The sequence below is a fragment of the Actibacterium sp. 188UL27-1 genome, assembly GCF_016901225.1.
In the GTDB taxonomy this organism is placed as follows: Bacteria; Pseudomonadota; Alphaproteobacteria; order Rhodobacterales; family Rhodobacteraceae; genus 188UL27-1.
In genome coordinates, this window is record NZ_JAFEUL010000003.1 from 113,271 (window position 1) to 130,631 (window position 17,361).

Here is a 17,361-nt window from a genome sequence, read left to right on the forward strand (position 1 = left end):
GTCTTGGCAGTGTGCGGCAAATGTCAGCCCCACGGCTAAGCCTGTAGAAAACGGACCTCGGTATGAGTTTGACAGACAAGATTGCTTCGGAACGCCGCGCGCGTCTGGCTGCGGAACGTATGCTTGAATTGAAAAGCAAGGAATTGTTCGAAGCCAATCGCAAGCTGTCTTACCACGCACGCGCCCTGTCCGATCAGGTTGTGGAGCAGCGCCGCGATATCGATACGATCCGGACGGAAGCCGCCGCGCTCAAAACGCAGAATACCGAAACCAAGGCGCATCTTGCCCAGGCCACACAAGAGGTGACGATCACCAACAAGCGCCTGCTCCATTCGATGGAGGCGATCACCGACGGCATCGCGATTTTTGATGCGCAGGATTGTCTGATTTCTGCCAACAGCGCCTGGTTTGCCTTGTTCGACGGTTTGAAGGACATCGCGCCCGGCATCAGTTACACCGAGGTTCTGAAACTTGGTGTCGAAGAAGGGGTGATCGATCACGCCGGCCTCTCCCGGACCGAATGGATCGATCAGATGCTCAGCCGCTGGGACCGGGAGGAGATTGAGGATATGACCCTGCGGTTGTGGGATGGCCGCTATATCACGGTCCATGACCGGCGGGCCGAAACCCGTGATACCGTCACCCTTGCCATCGACGTCACCGAACAGATGGAGCGGGAGCGCGAATTGGAAGAGGCCCGCCAGAAGGCAGAAACCGCAACCCGCGCAAAATCGGCCTTTCTCGCCAATATGAGCCATGAACTGCGCACCCCGATGAACGGTGTGGTCGGCATGGCCGATCTTTTGGCCGAAGGGGAGTTGGACGACGAAGAACGTCTATACGTCGACACAATCCGCAATTCCGGGGAGGCTCTGTTGGGGATTATCAACGATGTCCTCGACTTCTCAAAACTCGAAGCCGAAAAGATGGAATTGCGGACCGAATTCTTTGACCTTGAACACCTGATCCACCAGGTTGCGCTGCTTCTTGACCCCACCGTGCAGGACAAGGGGCTGGAACTGGTGGTCGATTACGACATCTTCCTGCCCAGCCGGGTCGAGGGGGATCCGGGTCGGTTGCGCCAGGTGCTGACCAATTTGGTGGGCAATGCTGTCAAATTCACCCAAACCGGACATGTCATTATCCGCGTCGTGGGGGCCACGGATGATGCCACGGGTCAGGCCGATATCCGTATCGTGGTGGAGGATACCGGGATCGGTATCCCGGCGGACAAGCTCGACCATGTGTTTGAACAGTTCAACCAAGTCGAAAATGAGCGTAACCGCAAGTTTGATGGCACCGGACTGGGGCTGGCGATCTCCAAGCAGCTCATCACGCTGATGGAGGGGGAGATCTGGGTCAACTCGGTTCTCCATGAAGGCAGCTCTTTCGGCTTCCGTTTGAACCTGAACATCGACGGGACCGAACCGCAATTGGATCGCAGCCTGCCCGGGGGAATGGACCGCGTTCTGGTGGTTGATCATCGGGAGCTTGAAGCGTCGATCCTGTGTCGCCGGTTCGATCAATTGGGTGCGACGGCAACCTTGTGCACTGAAGGGGCCGCCGCGCAGTCGCTTCTGGCCGGGGATACGGCGTTCGACCTGTGTATCGTTGCGCATAAATTGCCGGATTGCGATGGCAGTGTTGTGGCGCAAAGCCTCCGGGATTTCGGTGTGACATCCCCGATCTTTTTGGTGACAGAGTCCTCGGCAACCGTGGATCAGGCAGCGGCTGACGCGCTCGACCTTCAGGTGCGCCGCCGACCGTTCCGGTTGGCCAATCTGCTGGAAACCCTGCCGCAAGAGGTGATCGAGGCGGTCGCGGATGACGCGGCCCCAGATTTGACCCAGGTCTGGGACGCCGATCTGGAACAAGAACAGGGCAGCAATGTCGACCCCACCGATCCGGTCGATGATCAGACCTCATCTGTCGCGCATGACCTGAGCGACACCGACAATAGCGCGACCTCCCTTGTTTCTCCGGCCGAGGCAGAGGATAGCACGCCAATGCCGGTCTCCTTCTCGTCACGCCGTGCCGCACCCAACCCGCCTGAACCCCCGGAAGAGACAACCGCCGAAGCAGCCTTGCCCGTATTCCAGGCGATCCGCCGCGCGCCGCCCGGGGACGAAGCCACATCTGACAAGCAGGCCGACCCTGCGATAGAGTTACCGAACGTATCGGACCTTGCAGAGCCTGTGCCGGAACAACGCCAATCCGAACGTGCCAGCGTACCCGATGACCGGCCCGACGGTGACGTTGAACCGCAACCGGTAGAAGTGCCGCAGCTGGATGAACCCGCGGCTGAAGAAAGCGTTCCTACCCTTGACCGATCGGAAGAGATGCCGGTCAGTTCACCCGAACCGGAACCGGCTCAGGTGATCACGGCCGCGGAGGCATCTGTTGCTGCGGCCGCTGCCCCCATGCGGGTTCTCGCGGCCGAGGATAACCGGACCAATCAGCTGGTCTTTCGCAAGATGATCAAGGCGCTCAACATCGATCTGATGATGGTCGAAAACGGGCGGCTGGCGGTCGAGGCGTTTCAGACCTTCAGGCCACATCTGATCTTCATGGACATTTCCATGCCAGAGATGGATGGCAAGCAGGCCACCGGCGCCATTCGCCAATTGGAGGCGGAGGGCATGGCGCCCGCAGATATGGTTCCCGCCCGAGTCCCAATCGTTGCTTTGACGGCCCATGCCATGGCGGGGGATGCCGATGATATCCTGGAGGCCGGGCTGGATCACTACCTGACCAAGCCCTTGAAAAAAAGCGCGATTACCGGCCACATCCATGATCACCACCCCCGGGGGTTCGCACCGCTTCAGGACGCCAAGCAGACGACTGCCGCCTAATCTTGACCACGTCTGCTGTCCAGACAGGCCTATGCGACCTACTGCTCAGCACACCCAGAACGGATTGGGGGTTGCCTCTCCCCCCGGTCGTCTTCACCCTTCGCGCATGACGGATCGAGGGTTCAAACCCCGCGCCTTGGGCGAGATTGCCATCAGATGCGCGGGTATGGGCAAGATGGCCCGCTTTTACGAAGATATCATCGGGTTGGACCGGTTGAGCGGTGCCGACGATGATCCGATTGTGTTTTTCCGGATCGCCGAAGGGTTCGGGGGCCATACCGCCGTCCTGGCCCTGTTTTGCAACGCCGCGACGCCTCGCCCCGGCCTGCATCCCACGGCACAAATACCGCCAGAAACCGGGCCGCGGTCCTCCTTGCATCACCTGGCGCTAACGGTGCCCCATGCCGAACAGGATGCCGTCATGGCCTGGTATGACCGCCATGACCAACCCTATCGGATCGAAACCTTTGGTTGGGTCGGCTGGCGCGGGATTTTCACCCAGGATCCCGAAGGCAACACTGTTGAATTGGTGGCCTATCACGCGGCGTTCAAGGATCCGTCCTGAAGCCGCAGGAACACCCACCGGTCCCCGTCGCTCATCCCCGGCTGAAACGTGTAACCGCCCGTCGCAAAGCCTTTCAACTCCTCGGGATCGGTCAGCCGATGCTCCACGACGAAGCGCGCCATCGCACCCCGGGCCTTTTTGGCGGCAAAGCTGATAATCTTTGGCCCACCAGGGCGATCTTCCATGAAGACGGGCGTGATCACGCGCAAGGCCAAGGCATCCAGATCGACGGCCCCAAAATATTCCTGACTGGCGCAATTCACCAGAACTTCGGCACCGCAATGGGCAGCGGCCTCGTTTAAGCCACGGCTCAACTGATCTCCCCAGTAATCATAAAGCGACCCGCCACGCCGGGTCTTGAGCTTGCTGCCCATCTCCAACCGGTAGGGCTGGATCCCGTCGCAGGGGCGCAACAACCCATATAGACCAGACAGGATGCGCAGGTGATCTTGCGCCCACCGCATGGCATCGGCATCCAACGTCCCGGCCTCAAGCCCGGCATAGGTATCACCAGCAAAGGCACGGGCGGCAGGCCGCACCGCCTGCGCTGCGGGGGCATCCGCGAAGTCGCTAAACCGCTCCTGGTTCAGCTTTGCCAGATCGGTGCTGATCCCCATCAGCTGCTGTAACTTCGGCTTCGATAACTTGCGCGCATAGCCTGCCAGCGCATTCGCGTCACCCAGATAGGCGGGAACCGTCGCCGCGATCTCCGGCACCTCTGACCAATCCAAACGTTTCGCTGGGGAAATCACCACAAGCATGGGCACCGCTCCTTTGTTCTTTGGTGGCAATTTAACCGTGCAGCACGGGCCGTCCAGATCAGGCCGCACCCAAAATGTCCAAAAAGGCAGGCCCAAACCGCGCGGCTTTCTGGTCGTTCATGCCGGGAACGCGGGCCAGATCCTCCACCGATCCCGGGCGACGCTCGGCAATGTGGCGCAAAGTGGCGTGGCTACAGCTCAGGTATTTGTCCGTCCCCTCAAGCCCGCGCGCCAGCGACACCTGCGCCTCCGCCAGCTTGTCAAAAACGGATCCGCTGTCGCGACCGGCCAGCGCACGCCGCGCCGGATGCATATCGGGGACGGGGGCACCGGTGATCACGGTCAGAAAGGCCTCCCCGAATTTGGCTAGCTTGGTCGCGCCCACACCACCGACCGATGCCATCTGGTCCAGCGTCTGCGGGCGCGTCTCTGCCATTTCGATCAGCGTCCGATCGTTAAAGATCATATAGGCAGGCAACCGCGCCTCCTCGGCCAGGGCCCGACGCTTGGCCTTTAACGCGGATAAAAGCGGCGCATCCTCGTCGCTCACCAGCGCTTTGACGGCCGGGCGGTCCTTGGCACGCTGCACCGTATCGCGGCGCAAGGTGATGCTGGCCTCCCCTTTCAGGATCGGGCGGGCCGCCTGGGTCATGCGCAAGGCGCCATGGCGCTCCGGGTCCGGGCGCATCAGGTCATGGCCCATCATCTGGCGGAAGATGGCCTGCCATTGTCGCCGATCATAGTCCTTGCCCACACCGAATGTGGGCAAGGTATCATGGCCGCGCTCGCGCACCTTATCCGTCATCTGACCCAACAAAATATCGGTCAGATGGCCCATGCCAAACCACTCCCCCGTCCGCAGGGCAGCCGACAGGGCCATGCGCACCGGCGTCGTGGCATCAAACGTCTCGGGCGGGCGGTCGCACAGGTCGCAACTGCCGCAGGTCACCTCCGTTTCCCCGAAATAGGCCAGCAGATTGGCACGACGACAGATCAGCGCTTCGGCCAGGCCCAGCAGGGCGTTCAGCCGGGCGTGATCCGCCGCCTTGCGCTCATTCGGGGCGATGCCTTCATCGATCTGGCTGCGGCGCAGGCGAATATCCTCGGGGCCATACAGCGTCAGCGTCTCGGCCGGGGCCCCATCGCGACCCGCGCGCCCGATCTCCTGGTAATAGGCTTCGATGGATTTGGGCAGATCGGCATGGGCCACCCAGCGAATATCGGGTTTGTCCACGCCCATCCCGAACGCGACGGTTGCCACCACAATCAACCCATCCTCGGTCTGAAACCGATGCTCCACATGGCGGCGATCGTCAGCTTCCATCCCACCATGGTAATGGCAGGCCGTGTGACCATCTTCGCGCAGGGCTTGGGCCAGGGTCTGCGTCTTGGCTCGGGTGCCGCAATAGACGATCCCCGACCGCCCGCGCCGCGCGCCCGCAAAGTCCAGGATCTGGCGGCGCGGTGCGTTCTTGGCGACAAAGGTCAGGTGGATGTTGGGCCGGTCAAACCCACGCAGAAAAACCTGCGGCGCGGCGCCATCGAACAGGCGGGTGATGATCTCTGCCCGGGTTTCCTCATCTGCGGTCGCGGTAAAGGCGGCCAGTTGTACGCCCAATTCGTGGCGTAGCTTGCCGATTTCCAGGTAATCGGGGCGAAAATCATGGCCCCACTGGCTGACGCAGTGGGCCTCGTCCACCGCGATCAGGCTGACACCGACCCGGCGCAGCATGTTGCGCGTCCCGGCAGAGGCGAGGCGTTCCGGCGCCATGTAAAGCAGCTTCAGCGCGCCGCGCTCCAGGGCGGCAAAGACCTCGTCGGTTTCCTCGGGCGTGTTGCCAGAGGTCAGCGCCCCCGCTTTCACACCCGCAGCCCGCAGGGCACGGACCTGATCCCGCATCAGCGCAATCAGCGGCGAGATCACGACCGTCACCCCATCGCGGCAAAGGGCAGGCAACTGATAACACAGGGATTTTCCGCCACCCGTGGGCATGATGGCCAGGGTGTTCTGGCCCGCCACCACAGCCTCCACAACCTCCCCCTGCCCGGGGCGGAAGGCGTCGAATCCAAAAACGGACGACAAAAGCGCTGTGGGGTCGGCCATGGCTGGGATGGGTCGGGGGCTGCTATTGGTTGCCTCGCTCATCCCATGTCAGCCGGATCTAGGCAAGAAGGCCGCGCGCCTACCCCGGCAAAATGATATCGCGCAACGCGATCACGGCGACAAATGCCACCAGCGGCGCCAGATCCAGCGGGCGGGTATCGGGCAGAAACCGGCGGATCGGTTCATAAACCGGCTCCAACAGGCGGTTCAGGCCGGTCCAAAGCTGCGCGACGATGGGTTGATTGTAGTTAAGTACGCCGAAATTCAGCAGCCAACTCATGATGATATGGGCAATCATGATGAAAAAGACCACGCTGAGAACAAGGTCGAGCAACTGGAAAATCATGATCATGGCGCGCGTCTCCGTCCTAAGGCCCGGTTCAGGTAGGCGCGATCCGGCACCCATGCAACGCCTTTCCGCGAAGTCGCGCTTGACGTCGACGTCAAGTAAGCCGCAAATGCCGCCGGAAGGAGCATCCCATGTATCCCTATATCCGCATGACTGCGCAGATGTTGCGCAACCGAAACGCGCCGCCCCTGCCGTTGGATGGGACCCATATCTCGTATCACCGTTGCCTGCCCTGGGACATTGACCCGTTCATGGAGCTGAATAACGGGCGGACTTTAACGCTTTATGATCTGGGGCGCCTTCCCCTGGCCCTGCGGACGGGCCTTGTTGCCCACCTCAAGCGTCAGCGGTGGTCGCTGACCATGGCGGGCGTTTCCGTTCGGTATCGCCGCCGGATCCGCACATTCGAACAGTTTGAGATGCGCAGCCGCTGCGTGGGGTGGGACGACAAGTTCTTTTACCTCGATCAGTCCATGTGGGTCAGGGATGTTTGCGCGGGCCAGGCCCTGTATCGCGCGGCCATCGTGAGCCGTGACGGTATCGTACCGCCTGCCAAGGTGATCGACGGCATGACCGACACGCCGCCAGACCTGACGCTGCCTTCCTGGGTGCAGGCCTGGATCGACGCGGATGCCGAACGCCCCTGGCCACCCACTGCCTGACCAATCAACGGTTGCGCCCCCACAGGTCCCGGTGCTCTACAGGTCAGCAGGCGATACCAAAGGGGACAGGCATGGTCGATAAAGCGCTCCGGCGCCGGATCTGGGGCTGGATCATGTTCGATTGGGCCAGCCAGCCCTATTACACAGTGCTTCTGACCTTTCTCTTTGGTCCGTATTTCGTCACCGTCGCCACGGATGCCTTCTTGCCGGATGCCGCCACGGAAGAAGCGGCCAAGGCCCAGGCGCAAAGCCTTTGGTCCTTGGGCCAGACGGTCACAGGCCTGACCATTGCCGCTTCCGCCCCGCTGCTGGGCGCCTTTGCTGACACAACGGGGCGGCGCATGCCCTGGATCATCGTCTTTTCGTTGTTTTTCGTGGCCGGGGCGACCGGACTTTGGTGGCTGACCCCCGATGGCAGCTTCCTGTGGGGGGCGCTCATCGCCTTTGGTATCGGCCTGATCGGGGTGGAATTCACGACGATCTTCACCAATGCCATGCTCCCGGATCTGGGCCCGACGAAAGAGATCGGGCGCCTCTCCGGCAATGGTTACGCTTTGGGCTATGTCGGCGGGGTCCTGTCACTGGTGGTCATGCTGGTGTTCTTTGTGGCGGTCCCGGGCACCACAACAACCATCGCAGGCCTGGCTCCACTCTTTGGCCTCGATCCCACCCAGAACGAGGGGATGCGGTTCTCCGGCCCCTTCGTCGCCCTCTGGTTCGCCATCTTCATGATCCCGTTCTTTGTCTGGGTGCGAGAGCCGCGCCGCATCGTCCCGCCGGGCCGGTTCAAGGCCGCGATCAACGGCCTGCTCACCGCCCTGCGCAGCGTCGTGGGCAATCGCAGCCTCGCCAGCTACCTGGGCAGTTCCATGCTTTACCGTGACGGGCTGGCCGCACTTTATGGCTTTGGCGGCACCTATGCCGTGCTGGTGCTCGACTGGACAACCGTGCAATTGCTGATATTCGGCATCCTTGCGGCCATCGGTGCGGCCCTGTTCGCATGGCTCGGCGGTTTCGCCGATAGCCGCTTTGGCCCCAAACCGGTGATCATCATCTGCATCCTGATCCTGATCACATCCTGCATCGTGCTGGTGGCCACCACCCCGGACAGCCTGTTCGGCATCCCCCTGGCGGCGGGCACGTCCCTGCCCAACATCGTTTTCTATATCGTCGGTATCTCCAACGGCGCGGCCGGCGGCGTACTGCAATCGGCCTCCCGGACCATGATGGTCCGCCACGCCCATCCCGACCGCCCGACCGAGGCATTCGGCCTTTACGCCCTGTCCGGCAAAGCCACCGCGTTTCTGGGTCCCGCCCTGATCGGATCGGCCACATATTTGACCGGATCGGTGCGACTGGGCATCGCGCCCGTCATCTTCCTGTTTCTTTTGGGGCTCGTCTTGTTAATCTGGGTGCGACCGCAGGGAATACGGACACCATGATCATGCGTCTTTCTCTCACCCTATGTGCTCTTTTCCTCGCTGCGACCGGCGCCAGCGCCCAGACCAAGGCGAACCAGCTCTTCGGGGCGGAAACCCGCGCCTCCCAGCAGGAGGCATCCGCCATCGGCACCTATGCCAAGGGATGCGCCGCCGGGTCAGTGCAATTGCCCGAAAGTGGCCCCACATGGCAAGCCATGCGCCTGAGCCGGAACCGCAATTGGGGCCACCCCGAAATGATCGCCTATGTCCAAAACCTGTCACGGTTCGCCGCATCCCAACCGGGATGGCAGGGGCTTTATGTCGGGGATATCTCTCAGCCCCGTGGCGGCCCCATGACCTCGGGCCACCAATCCCATCAAATCGGGCTCGATGCCGATATCTGGATGCTGCCGCCCAAACGCCTGAACCTCAGCCGGGCGCAGCGGGAGGCGATCAGCTCAATCTCCGTCCGGTCCAAGGATCAGCGCGGCGTCAATCGCAACTACACCCGTGCCCATCACGAGATCCTGAAATATGCAGCAAGCGATCCGCGGGTGGACCGCATTTTTGTCACCCCGCCGGTAAAGATAGAGATGTGCAAGATCGCAAAACGCAGCGACAAATCCTGGCTCCAAAAGATCCGCCCGATTTACGGCCACCACTACCACTTCCACGTCCGGCTGAAATGTCCCAAGGGCGACCGGCGATGCCAGACCCAGAAGCCCACGGTTGCCCAGCTTTCCGATGGCGGGAATGGTTGCGACGACACACTGCGCTGGTGGGTCACAGATTACCTGAACCCGCCCAAAACAACTGGAAAACCTGCGAAACCCGCCCCCAAAAAGCGCGGCGCGCGGGATTACGTGATGGCTGACCTGCCCAGACAATGCGACGCTGTCTTACGTTCGCGCTGAATGCCCTGATCCTGATCGGGGCGGTCTGGATCCTGCTGCCCCGCGACCTTCCCGATATGCAAGTCACGGCGCTGACCTGGCCGGTCTCCTGGGCGGGGTTCGGGGGCTGGTCGGGCCTTGAGATTGCCGATGACGGTAAAACCTTCTGGATCGTCTCCGACAGTGGCACGATCACCCGTGGTACGTTGCAGCGCGAAAACGGCACGCTCACCGGGGTCAAGGGCCGTCAAGCTGTCTGGATCGACGTCAAGGCGACAGAGGCCGACCCCCAAAAGGACGCCCGCGACGCCGAGAGTCTGGCCCGGCTGCCCACGGGGCTGCTGTGCATTGGGTTCGAACGAAACCACCGCCTGATCTGTCGGCCTGGTAAGCTCCAGGGGCCCCATCAGACCGTGGACCTGACGGGGTTAAAGGATGTTCTGCTCTATAATGGCGGGATCGAGGCGCTGGCCTTCTCCCCCGACGGCGATCTACTGGCCATTCCCGAAGGATCCGTCTTTCGCCGCGGCCCAGCCCCGCTCTATCAGCGCACCGATGGCGTTTGGCAGGTCATCGCACAGCTCCCCCGGTCGGGCATCTGGCTGCCCGCTGGCGCGGATGTCGGCCCCGACGGGCACCTGTACCTGCTCGAACACGGCATAATCGGGTATATCTTTACCAGTCGCGTCCGCCGCTTCGACCTTGATGATCCACAAAACCCCGACTTGGTCTTCCAATCCCGCGCCGGGCGGTTTGGCAATCTCGAAGGATTGGGGGTCTGGCGCGACACCGACGGCATGATCCGCCTCACCATGATCTCAGACGACAATGGTGAAGCGTTCCTCGACACCCAGATCGTCGAGGTTGTCCTGACGAAATGACTTGCCACCGCGCCCCGCGCCCGGTATCGCCTGCCCCTGATTTTCGCACAAGTCTCCGCAACCTTGTATAAAAACACGGGATACACACCATGACCCGCTCCGCGCTTCCCGGCATCATTGCCATGGCCACCATCGTCGTGGCCTCCAACATTCTGGTGCAATACCTGCTTGGAAATTGGCTCACCTGGGGGGCGCTGACATATCCGTTGGCCTTTTTGGTGACCGATCTGATGAACCGGATCTACGGGGCAAAGATTGCGCGCCAGGTCGTTTTGGTCGGCTTTATCGTCGGCGTGTTCTGCAGCCTCGTCGGCACCCAGATCACGGGGGAATTCGGGCCGCTTGTCGCGCTCCGGGTCGCCTTGGGCTCCGGCCTCGCCTTCCTGACAGCGCAATTGCTGGACGTGTCGATCTTCAACGCCTTTCGCAAGGGGGCATGGTGGCGGGCGCCGCTGGCCTCTACCCTTGTCGGCTCCACCGTCGATACAGCGATCTTTTTCACCATCGCGTTTTCCGCCACATTCAACGGCCTGGAACCTGGCAATCTGCCAACCTGGGCGCAGGAGGTCTTGCCCATCCTTGGCGTTGGTCCGGCTGCCCCGCTCTGGGTGTCACTGGCCATCGCGGATCTCGGCGTAAAGATCTCGCTGGCACTTTTGGCCCTGATCCCGTTCCGGCTGATTGTGGTCCAAATGGCCGCACCTGCGGAAACCCGTTGACAGATCGTGGATCTGTGCCACCTTACAGTCGAATGAAACAACTGAAAGGAGGTGATCCAGTGTCGAGAGTGAACCTGGAGAGAGGTGTCGGGACAGCAGGAGTGGCAGGCCTCTAAGGCAGCCCTTACGCGGCATCGCCGCCTGTTGACCGCGCGGTCTGACCGACCCGCCTCCAAAGATCTCGAAGGGCCGTTCCAACCGGGGCGGCCCTTTTCGTTGCTTTCGCAAGACGCTTCAGCCGTCAGGCTGCAAAGACCTGCCATTGTCATGCCCCGCATCGGCGATATTTCCTTCCCATCCGCATCTCAACGAAACCACGCTCCGGTCTCCGCCAAAGACCCGCAACGCCTCGCAGGTCGATCTCGGCTGAGATCCTAGGGTGGCGTTCGGATCACCCCCGGGTAGATCGGGGTATTCACGTCGCTATGGATAGTGACGGATACATTCCGGGTCTCTGAAGGATTATAAAGGTGCAACCAATGAGACCGAGGGCACGCCGGGCGGCGATCTGATGACAGGCTCGGTCGGGTTTGACCGTTTCCGCTATGATTTCACGCCTAGCGAAAGCGATGCCGACGATCCCGACGCGATCCGCTTTTTTCAGGAGGGCACGGACAAGATCGCGCTGAACGCAGGCCCGCCCGATCCTGTCTTCCGCAGCATTGATTTGATTGGCGACATGACCTTTGACGATTGCATCGCGCGGGTCGAGATTGCGGGGCTTGAGGTGGTGGCAATCCGATCTGGCAACATCGTGGCCCGACTCGACGACAACATCCCGGAAATCGATGAAAACTTCGATGGCGAGGCCGATCTCACAATTGCCTTCACCCAGGATATCACCCTCACCTCCAAAGATTTCCTGCTCTTCCGACGGATCGTCGGTTGTTCAAAAGCAATCGATCTAAGGAACTCGGCTGCCCTCCCGTGGGGCAGCCTTAAAACCACATCAGATTATACAGCCGGACCTGGTCGCGGTGGGCTGCGATCCGCCCCGCCTCCCCCCGTTGCCGCCGGACGTGCTGTTCGGGATCCTGCCAACGGCCAAGTCTGCGGACCATCAGCGTTGCGGTGTCGTAATATGCCATGGGCGATCTCCTTTTTGGCAGATCACCACACCCCTCCTGACAGGCTGTTGTCAGCAGGGCATGCTAAGGTGTCAGGAGCTTGCAGGAGGTCCCACCCATGCGCCGATCCAACCGACTGTTCGAGATCATCCAGATGCTGCGCGCCGCGTCGCAGCCCATGACAGCCGACACCCTGGCAGAGGCACTGGAGGTCTCGGTCCGCACCGTGTACCGCGACATCGCCGCGCTCCAGGCCATGCGCACCCCGATCGAGGGAGAGGCGGGCCTGGGTTACGTCATGCGCAACGGCTATGACCTGCCCCCCCTCAACTTCGATGATGAAGAGATCGAGGCCCTCCATGTCGGCCTGCAGATGCTCGCCCGCACCGGCGACAGCGCCTTGCAGCGCGCCGCCACCCGGGTCTGCGAAAAGATCAAGGATCTGCACTGCGCCGCCGACTGGCTGCAGGTGTCCCCCTGGGGCGCGCCGTCGGACGATCCGGCCAAGGGATGCGTGTCCATGGCGCTGCTGCGCGACGCCATCCGGACCGAACGCAAGATCCACATCACCTACCGCGATGCCGAAGAGCATCAAACAGATCGCACGATCCGCCCGATTGCCCTGATCTATCACCTGGAATGCGTCATGCTGGCAGGATGGTGCGAGATGCGCGGCTCCTTCCGGCACTTCCGCACGGACCGGATCTATGCCTGTCAGGCGCTGGAGGACCACTTCATCGGTCAAAGCGCAGCCCTCCGCGCCCTCTGGATGGAACATAACCGCCAGGAGGAGCAACCCGCTCCCAAACCTGCCGTGGCGCATCAAGGCTGACCGGACCAACCCACCAAGACCGGGTTCCATCGCCCTTTGATCTACGCTACGTCCTTCTCAACTGGGCACCGGTCCAGCACAGGAGAGTTCATGTTGACGATTGCAGGTCGCTGCTAGTTTCCAACGATCCTGGGTGCGGCTGACCGCACCCCATCGCTCCGGAAACGCCTTAGCCAATGGACCAGCCGCGCGCCTGCCGGTTGGACATTCCGCTGACCTGCATATCCGAGACATCACAGTGAACATATCGAAACGCGAACAGCGCGTGCTCCATGCACTCGCCCAAGGCGGCTCTATCCGCTATGACCGTGCGCCAAACGGCAAAATCACCACCATTCTATGCGTCACGCGCGACGGCCATGTCCTGACCGACTGCACGCTAGAGGTGTTTACCCGCCTCAAACGCCGCCGCTTCATCCGCTCCACCGGGGGCCGCCCCTACCGCATCACCCGGCTGGGGCTGACATCCGTGCGCGCCCAACTGGACAACCGATAGGCATATCCCATGACCTACCTGACCCAACCCTGCACTCGGGGGCCGACAGCGCCCCCGCTGCCAACCACAACACGCAGCGTTGTGATCAGGCGCCGTTGAACGCCGCGAAACCCCGCCGGTTCAGCGCTCTAATCCCGGCAGGAAAAGGGCCGCCGCGGCGCAGCAGCACCATCCCGCCGGGCGGCCCCGGGGACCACAGCAAGGCTCCGCTTCCCGGGGGCCGTGATCCATTCGCGGGTCGGACGGATCGACCCCGCTCGATACGGTCTGCGGTGACGCGGCCTGGCGCGGTCAATGTTGCGCTGGGAGGCGCGGCTCAGCATCTCAGAGGGGGCCATCCGGGTCCATGGGAGCAAGCGGGGTGAACATGCAACCAACGCAACTGGCGCTGACGGGAACGCCCGATGACGATAGCCTGACCAGCGGGCCCGGGGATAACGCCATCGATGGATTGGCAGGCTGACGGCGATGATCTGACCATCTCCTCGGTTGGGGAAAACTCCCTGATCCCGGTCGGTCTGGGACAGAATACGATCATTGGCTCTGACAGTGTGGCAGAGGATTTTCGCTTTGTTTTCACCCCGGTTGAAAGCGATCCCCAGGCGCCCGACGTCATCTTCAACCTCCAGCAGGGCCAGAACGAGATCAACTTTGCCGAAACGCCGGCGCTGAACTTTATCGGGGATGGTGCATTCAACGTTGATGATACCGTGCTGCAGGCGCGGTACGAAAACGGAACCCTCGAATTTGATCGGGATGGTGATGGCGACGCCGATCTTGCCGTCGTGCTGGTATGGGTCGATGACCTGACCGCAGACGATTTCGGCTTCGCCTGAGCCCCGATGCCCCGGGGTCTGCCTCCCCGTCCCCGGGGCATCTATTTGCTGTGATCCGCGCACCACCGCGCCGCAATCCGATGGCACCTGTCTGCATCCCCGCGCATATCTTAATAAATCGTTAGCAGACCGCGCGGTCGGGCGGGCCGGGGCTGTCCCCGCGGGGACAGTATTTTTGCGCAATGTGCATGCCGGCTCCCGTCCCGGATCGGCCTGTGCTAAAGCCCGGGTCATGTTGGTGATCAACGATCATATCACGCTGCAGGATTGGGAACTGACAGAGTTGTTCACCCGCTCGTCCGGCCCCGGCGGGCAGAACGTCAACAAGGTCTCGACCGCGGTCGAACTGCGCTTTGCCGCCGCGGCCAGCCCCAACCTGCCCGGCCCCGTCAAGGCGCGGCTCAAACGGCTGGCCGGACGCCGCTGGACCGATGCCGGCGAACTGATCCTCCGCGTCGAAGACACCCGCAGCCAGGCCCGCAACCGGGAAATCGCGCGGGAGCGGCTGGCCGACCTTGTCCGCCAATCCCTCCAGGCCCCGAAACGCCGGATCGCGACCCGCCCCACCCTTGGCAGCCAAAAGCGCCGCCTGGCCGCCAAGGCCCAGCGCGGCACGGTCAAAAACCTCCGTGGCAGAGTCAATCCAGACGAATGACCGAAAACCTGCTCGCCCGCCGCGCCCGACTGATGGGCCCGAACGTGCCCACGTTCTATGATGACCCGGTCCATATCGTCCGGGGCGAGGGGGTCTGGCTCTGGGATGCCGATGGCACCCGCTACCTCGACTGCTACAACAACGTCCCCCATGTCGGGCATTGTCATCCAAAGGTGGTGGAGGCGATCACCCGCCAGGCCGCCAGGCTCAACACCCATACCCGTTATCTGCACGACACTGTGCTCGACTATCTCGACCGCCTGACCGCCAAGTTCGACCACGACCTGAGCCAGGCCATCATGGTCTGCACTGGATCGGAGGCCAACGATATCGCCATCCGCATGGCCGAGGCGCTGACGGGCAAGACGGGTCTGATTGCCACCGACAACACCTATCACGGCAACACCAAAGCCACGAGCCAGCTGAGCACGCGCCGTCCACCCATCGGAGGATATCCACCCCATGTCAAACTGGTGCCTGCCCCCGACAGCACGCACCCGCTCGGCGGCAGTCCAGAGGCTCAACCGCAGGCGTTCGCTGAAAACGTCGCCCGCGCCATCGCAGAGCTTGAGGCGGCGGGCGTCGGCTTTGCAGGGTTCATGCTCTGCCCGATCTTTGCCAATGAAGGGCTGCCCCATGTCGCCCCCGGTTTCCTGGATCCGACGGTCACAGTGGTTCGCCAAGCCGGTGGACTGATCCTGTGTGATGAGGTGCAGCCTGGCTTTGGTCGCATCGGCTCCCATTGGTGGGGCCATGATTGGCTGGGCTTCCGCCCCGATGTCGTGACCTTGGGCAAACCCATGGCCAACGGGCATCCGGTGGCCGCCGTCGTGACACGGCCCGATATCATGGCCGCCTTCCGCGAGGGGTTTGGCTATTTCAACACATTCGGCGGCAACCCCGTCTCGGCTGCCGCAGCCCTCGCCGTGCTGGATGTGATCGAAGGCGACGGCCTTGTCCCGGCGGCCCGTGACACCGGCCGTTACACGTTGGATCTGTTGCGCAGGCTGGACCATCCGCTGATTGCAGATGTCCGTGGCACCGGCCTGTTCTTCGCGGTCGAACTGATCCACCCCGATGGCCGACCGGCGACCGAATGCGCCGCCCGGGTCGTTGAGGCCCTCCGCCAGAAAGGGGTGCTGATGAACCGGATCGGGCGGCAAATGCATATCCTCAAGATGCGCCCGCCAATGCCATTTGCCCGGATCCACGCCGACCAAGCCGTCGCGGCCATGGCGGAGGCCTTGGCCCAGACGCCCCATGACTGATCCCCTGATCGCGCGGGCCATCCAAGCCGCGCGCGCCTGGGGCGGTGCGCTTGACCCACCCGTTTTGATCAAGAACCGCGAAAATGCGGTTTTCAAGGTGCGTGTCCCCGCGGGGACAGCCGCCTTGCGCCTCCACCGCCCTGGCTATCAAACGACGTCCGCGATCGAGGCCGAACTGATCTGGACGGCAGCCTTGGCCAATCATGGTTTTCCGTGCCCCCGTCCCCTGCCCACAACGGACGGAGCCTGGACCAAATGCCTGCCCGATGGACAATGTGCCACGATGATCGCCTGGCTCGATGCCGTTCCCATTGGCGATGCCGGGAAGGTGCCGACCGCTGCCCTCAACGACCAAATCCAGCTTCATCACGATCTGGGGCAGCTTCTGGCCCGGTTCCACCAAACTGTCGACGCCTGTGATCTGAGGCCTCTCGACCGACCGGGCTGGTTGTCCACTGACCTCGTTGGGCCCGATCCGCGCTGGGGTCGGTTCTGGGATAATCCCGCACTCACCCCTGATGAGGCTGCGTTGTTGCGTCAGGCCGCCGATCAGGCGGCAACGCAATTGGCCGACCGTCCCGAAAGTGAGATCGGCCTGATCCATGCGGATGCGTTGCAGGAGAATATCCTTCGGGATCGGCAGGGCCTATGGCTTATCGATTTTGACGATGGCGGTTGGGGATACCGCCCCTATGACCTTGGCACCGCCCTGATCCAGCATATCGACACGCCCGCCTATCCCGACCTGACCGCGGCATTGGTCGATGGCTACGGGAGACCGGACTGGGCCGCGGATATCCCATTCTTTGTCATGCTGCGTGGGATGGCTTCGGCGGGTTGGATCATCTCCCGCGCGGCGCGCGGCGATCGGCGGCACCGGGTCTACGCAGACCGCGCCCTCATGCTCGTGCGTGCCTGGCGAATGTAGCACCTCCTCTACGTCATATGTGTCCAGAAATATCCCCGCCGGAGGCATTAAAATCATAAACGCGGCCGAAAA

General features: G+C 62.3%; 17 protein-coding genes. 14 read left to right on the top strand and 3 right to left on the bottom strand.

Annotated features, from left to right (window positions below; genetic code table 11):
• Nucleotides 1–62: 62 nt before the first annotated feature.
• Together IU397_RS05840 and IU397_RS05845 are read left to right on the top strand one after the other, a co-directional pair.
• Entirely contained in the window at nucleotides 63–2,852 is a 2,790-nt protein-coding gene (locus tag IU397_RS05840) for an ATP-binding protein (RefSeq protein ID WP_204411711.1), read from the top strand.
• A 31-nt stretch (nucleotides 2,853–2,883) separates the two neighbouring features.
• Nucleotides 2,884–3,417: a VOC family protein gene (locus tag IU397_RS05845; protein ID WP_239479638.1), complete on the top strand. Its 534-nt coding sequence runs from the start codon at nucleotides 2,884–2,886 to the stop codon at nucleotides 3,415–3,417.
• Here the strand turns inward: IU397_RS05845 and yaaA are convergent.
• The 3 genes from yaaA to IU397_RS05860 form a co-directional block, all read right to left on the bottom strand.
• Nucleotides 3,390–4,178 carry a peroxide stress protein YaaA gene (gene yaaA / locus IU397_RS05850; RefSeq protein WP_204411713.1) on the bottom strand — a complete coding sequence of 263 codons (789 nt, stop codon included), beginning with the start codon at nucleotides 4,176–4,178 and terminating at the stop codon, nucleotides 3,390–3,392. The genes IU397_RS05845 and yaaA overlap by 28 nt on opposite strands.
• Nucleotides 4,179–4,236: 58 nt before the next feature.
• Nucleotides 4,237–6,282 (bottom strand): DNA helicase RecQ, encoded by a 2,046-nt coding sequence (gene recQ, locus IU397_RS05855; RefSeq protein WP_204411981.1) that lies wholly within the window; start codon nucleotides 6,280–6,282, stop codon nucleotides 4,237–4,239.
• Between the two features lie 79 nt (nucleotides 6,283–6,361).
• Nucleotides 6,362–6,634 (bottom strand): YggT family protein, encoded by a 273-nt coding sequence (locus IU397_RS05860; protein ID WP_204411715.1) that lies wholly within the window; start codon nucleotides 6,632–6,634, stop codon nucleotides 6,362–6,364.
• A gap of 128 nt (nucleotides 6,635–6,762) precedes the next feature.
• Between IU397_RS05860 and IU397_RS05865 the strand changes: the two genes are divergently transcribed.
• From IU397_RS05865 to IU397_RS05920, 12 genes are all read left to right on the top strand, one after another.
• Nucleotides 6,763–7,293, top strand: a complete 531-nt coding sequence (locus tag IU397_RS05865) for an acyl-CoA thioesterase (RefSeq protein ID WP_204411716.1) — start codon at nucleotides 6,763–6,765, stop codon at nucleotides 7,291–7,293.
• Between the two features lie 71 nt (nucleotides 7,294–7,364).
• The gene (locus IU397_RS05870) at nucleotides 7,365–8,735 is read left to right on the top strand and encodes an MFS transporter (RefSeq protein WP_204411719.1); all 1,371 of its coding nucleotides are present in this window, start codon (nucleotides 7,365–7,367) and stop codon (nucleotides 8,733–8,735) included.
• Nucleotides 8,735–9,628, top strand: a complete 894-nt coding sequence (mepA, locus tag IU397_RS05875; RefSeq protein ID WP_370541627.1) for a penicillin-insensitive murein endopeptidase — start codon at nucleotides 8,735–8,737, stop codon at nucleotides 9,626–9,628. The genes IU397_RS05870 and mepA overlap by 1 nt, the downstream gene beginning before the upstream one ends.
• Nucleotides 9,601–10,488 (top strand): esterase-like activity of phytase family protein, encoded by an 888-nt coding sequence (locus tag IU397_RS05880; RefSeq protein ID WP_204411723.1) that lies wholly within the window; start codon nucleotides 9,601–9,603, stop codon nucleotides 10,486–10,488. Before mepA ends, IU397_RS05880 begins: the two co-directional genes overlap by 28 nt.
• An 89-nt stretch (nucleotides 10,489–10,577) precedes the next feature.
• The gene (locus tag IU397_RS05885; RefSeq protein ID WP_204411725.1) at nucleotides 10,578–11,207 is read left to right on the top strand and encodes a queuosine precursor transporter; all 630 of its coding nucleotides are present in this window, start codon (nucleotides 10,578–10,580) and stop codon (nucleotides 11,205–11,207) included.
• A gap of 511 nt (nucleotides 11,208–11,718) precedes the next feature.
• Complete coding sequence (locus IU397_RS05890; RefSeq protein ID WP_204411727.1) at nucleotides 11,719–12,456, top strand: hypothetical protein; 738 nt, start codon at nucleotides 11,719–11,721, stop codon at nucleotides 12,454–12,456.
• Complete coding sequence (locus IU397_RS05895) at nucleotides 12,393–13,106, top strand: YafY family protein (RefSeq protein ID WP_204411730.1); 714 nt, start codon at nucleotides 12,393–12,395, stop codon at nucleotides 13,104–13,106. Before IU397_RS05890 ends, IU397_RS05895 begins: the two co-directional genes overlap by 64 nt.
• A 238-nt stretch (nucleotides 13,107–13,344) precedes the next feature.
• On the top strand, nucleotides 13,345–13,602 hold the full coding sequence (locus tag IU397_RS05900; RefSeq protein WP_204411732.1) for a YjhX family toxin: 258 nt from the start codon (nucleotides 13,345–13,347) through the stop codon (nucleotides 13,600–13,602).
• Nucleotides 13,603–14,048: 446 nt separating this feature from the next.
• A complete protein-coding gene (locus tag IU397_RS05905) occupies nucleotides 14,049–14,438 on the top strand; it encodes a hypothetical protein (RefSeq protein WP_204411734.1) in 390 nt (129 codons plus the stop codon).
• 232 nt (nucleotides 14,439–14,670) lie between these two features.
• Entirely contained in the window at nucleotides 14,671–15,093 is a 423-nt protein-coding gene (arfB, locus tag IU397_RS05910; protein WP_204411736.1) for an alternative ribosome rescue aminoacyl-tRNA hydrolase ArfB, read from the top strand.
• On the top strand, nucleotides 15,090–16,361 hold the full coding sequence (locus IU397_RS05915) for an aspartate aminotransferase family protein (RefSeq protein WP_204411739.1): 1,272 nt from the start codon (nucleotides 15,090–15,092) through the stop codon (nucleotides 16,359–16,361). Before arfB ends, IU397_RS05915 begins: the two co-directional genes overlap by 4 nt.
• On the top strand, nucleotides 16,354–17,289 hold the full coding sequence (locus IU397_RS05920; protein ID WP_204411741.1) for a phosphotransferase enzyme family protein: 936 nt from the start codon (nucleotides 16,354–16,356) through the stop codon (nucleotides 17,287–17,289). The genes IU397_RS05915 and IU397_RS05920 overlap by 8 nt, the downstream gene beginning before the upstream one ends.
• The last annotated feature ends 72 nt before the right edge of the window (nucleotides 17,290–17,361 follow it).

Coding starts and splice junctions, on each gene's coding strand:
- IU397_RS05840 (WP_204411711.1), top strand. CDS start 63: ATGAGTTTGACAGACAAGATTGCTTCGGAACGCCGCGCGCGTCTGGCT.
- IU397_RS05845 (WP_239479638.1), top strand. CDS start 2,884: ATGCGACCTACTGCTCAGCACACCCAGAACGGATTGGGGGTTGCCTCT.
- yaaA (WP_204411713.1), bottom strand. CDS start 4,178: ATGCTTGTGGTGATTTCCCCAGCGAAACGTTTGGATTGGTCAGAGGTG.
- recQ (WP_204411981.1), bottom strand. CDS start 6,282: ATGGCCGACCCCACAGCGCTTTTGTCGTCCGTTTTTGGATTCGACGCC.
- IU397_RS05860 (WP_204411715.1), bottom strand. CDS start 6,634: ATGATCATGATTTTCCAGTTGCTCGACCTTGTTCTCAGCGTGGTCTTT.
- IU397_RS05865 (WP_204411716.1), top strand. CDS start 6,763: ATGTATCCCTATATCCGCATGACTGCGCAGATGTTGCGCAACCGAAAC.
- IU397_RS05870 (WP_204411719.1), top strand. CDS start 7,365: ATGGTCGATAAAGCGCTCCGGCGCCGGATCTGGGGCTGGATCATGTTC.
- IU397_RS05880 (WP_204411723.1), top strand. CDS start 9,601: ATGCGACGCTGTCTTACGTTCGCGCTGAATGCCCTGATCCTGATCGGG.
- IU397_RS05885 (WP_204411725.1), top strand. CDS start 10,578: ATGACCCGCTCCGCGCTTCCCGGCATCATTGCCATGGCCACCATCGTC.
- IU397_RS05890 (WP_204411727.1), top strand. CDS start 11,719: ATGACAGGCTCGGTCGGGTTTGACCGTTTCCGCTATGATTTCACGCCT.
- IU397_RS05895 (WP_204411730.1), top strand. CDS start 12,393: ATGCGCCGATCCAACCGACTGTTCGAGATCATCCAGATGCTGCGCGCC.
- IU397_RS05905 (WP_204411734.1), top strand. CDS start 14,049: ATGGATTGGCAGGCTGACGGCGATGATCTGACCATCTCCTCGGTTGGG.
- arfB (WP_204411736.1), top strand. CDS start 14,671: ATGTTGGTGATCAACGATCATATCACGCTGCAGGATTGGGAACTGACA.
- IU397_RS05915 (WP_204411739.1), top strand. CDS start 15,090: ATGACCGAAAACCTGCTCGCCCGCCGCGCCCGACTGATGGGCCCGAAC.
- IU397_RS05920 (WP_204411741.1), top strand. CDS start 16,354: ATGACTGATCCCCTGATCGCGCGGGCCATCCAAGCCGCGCGCGCCTGG.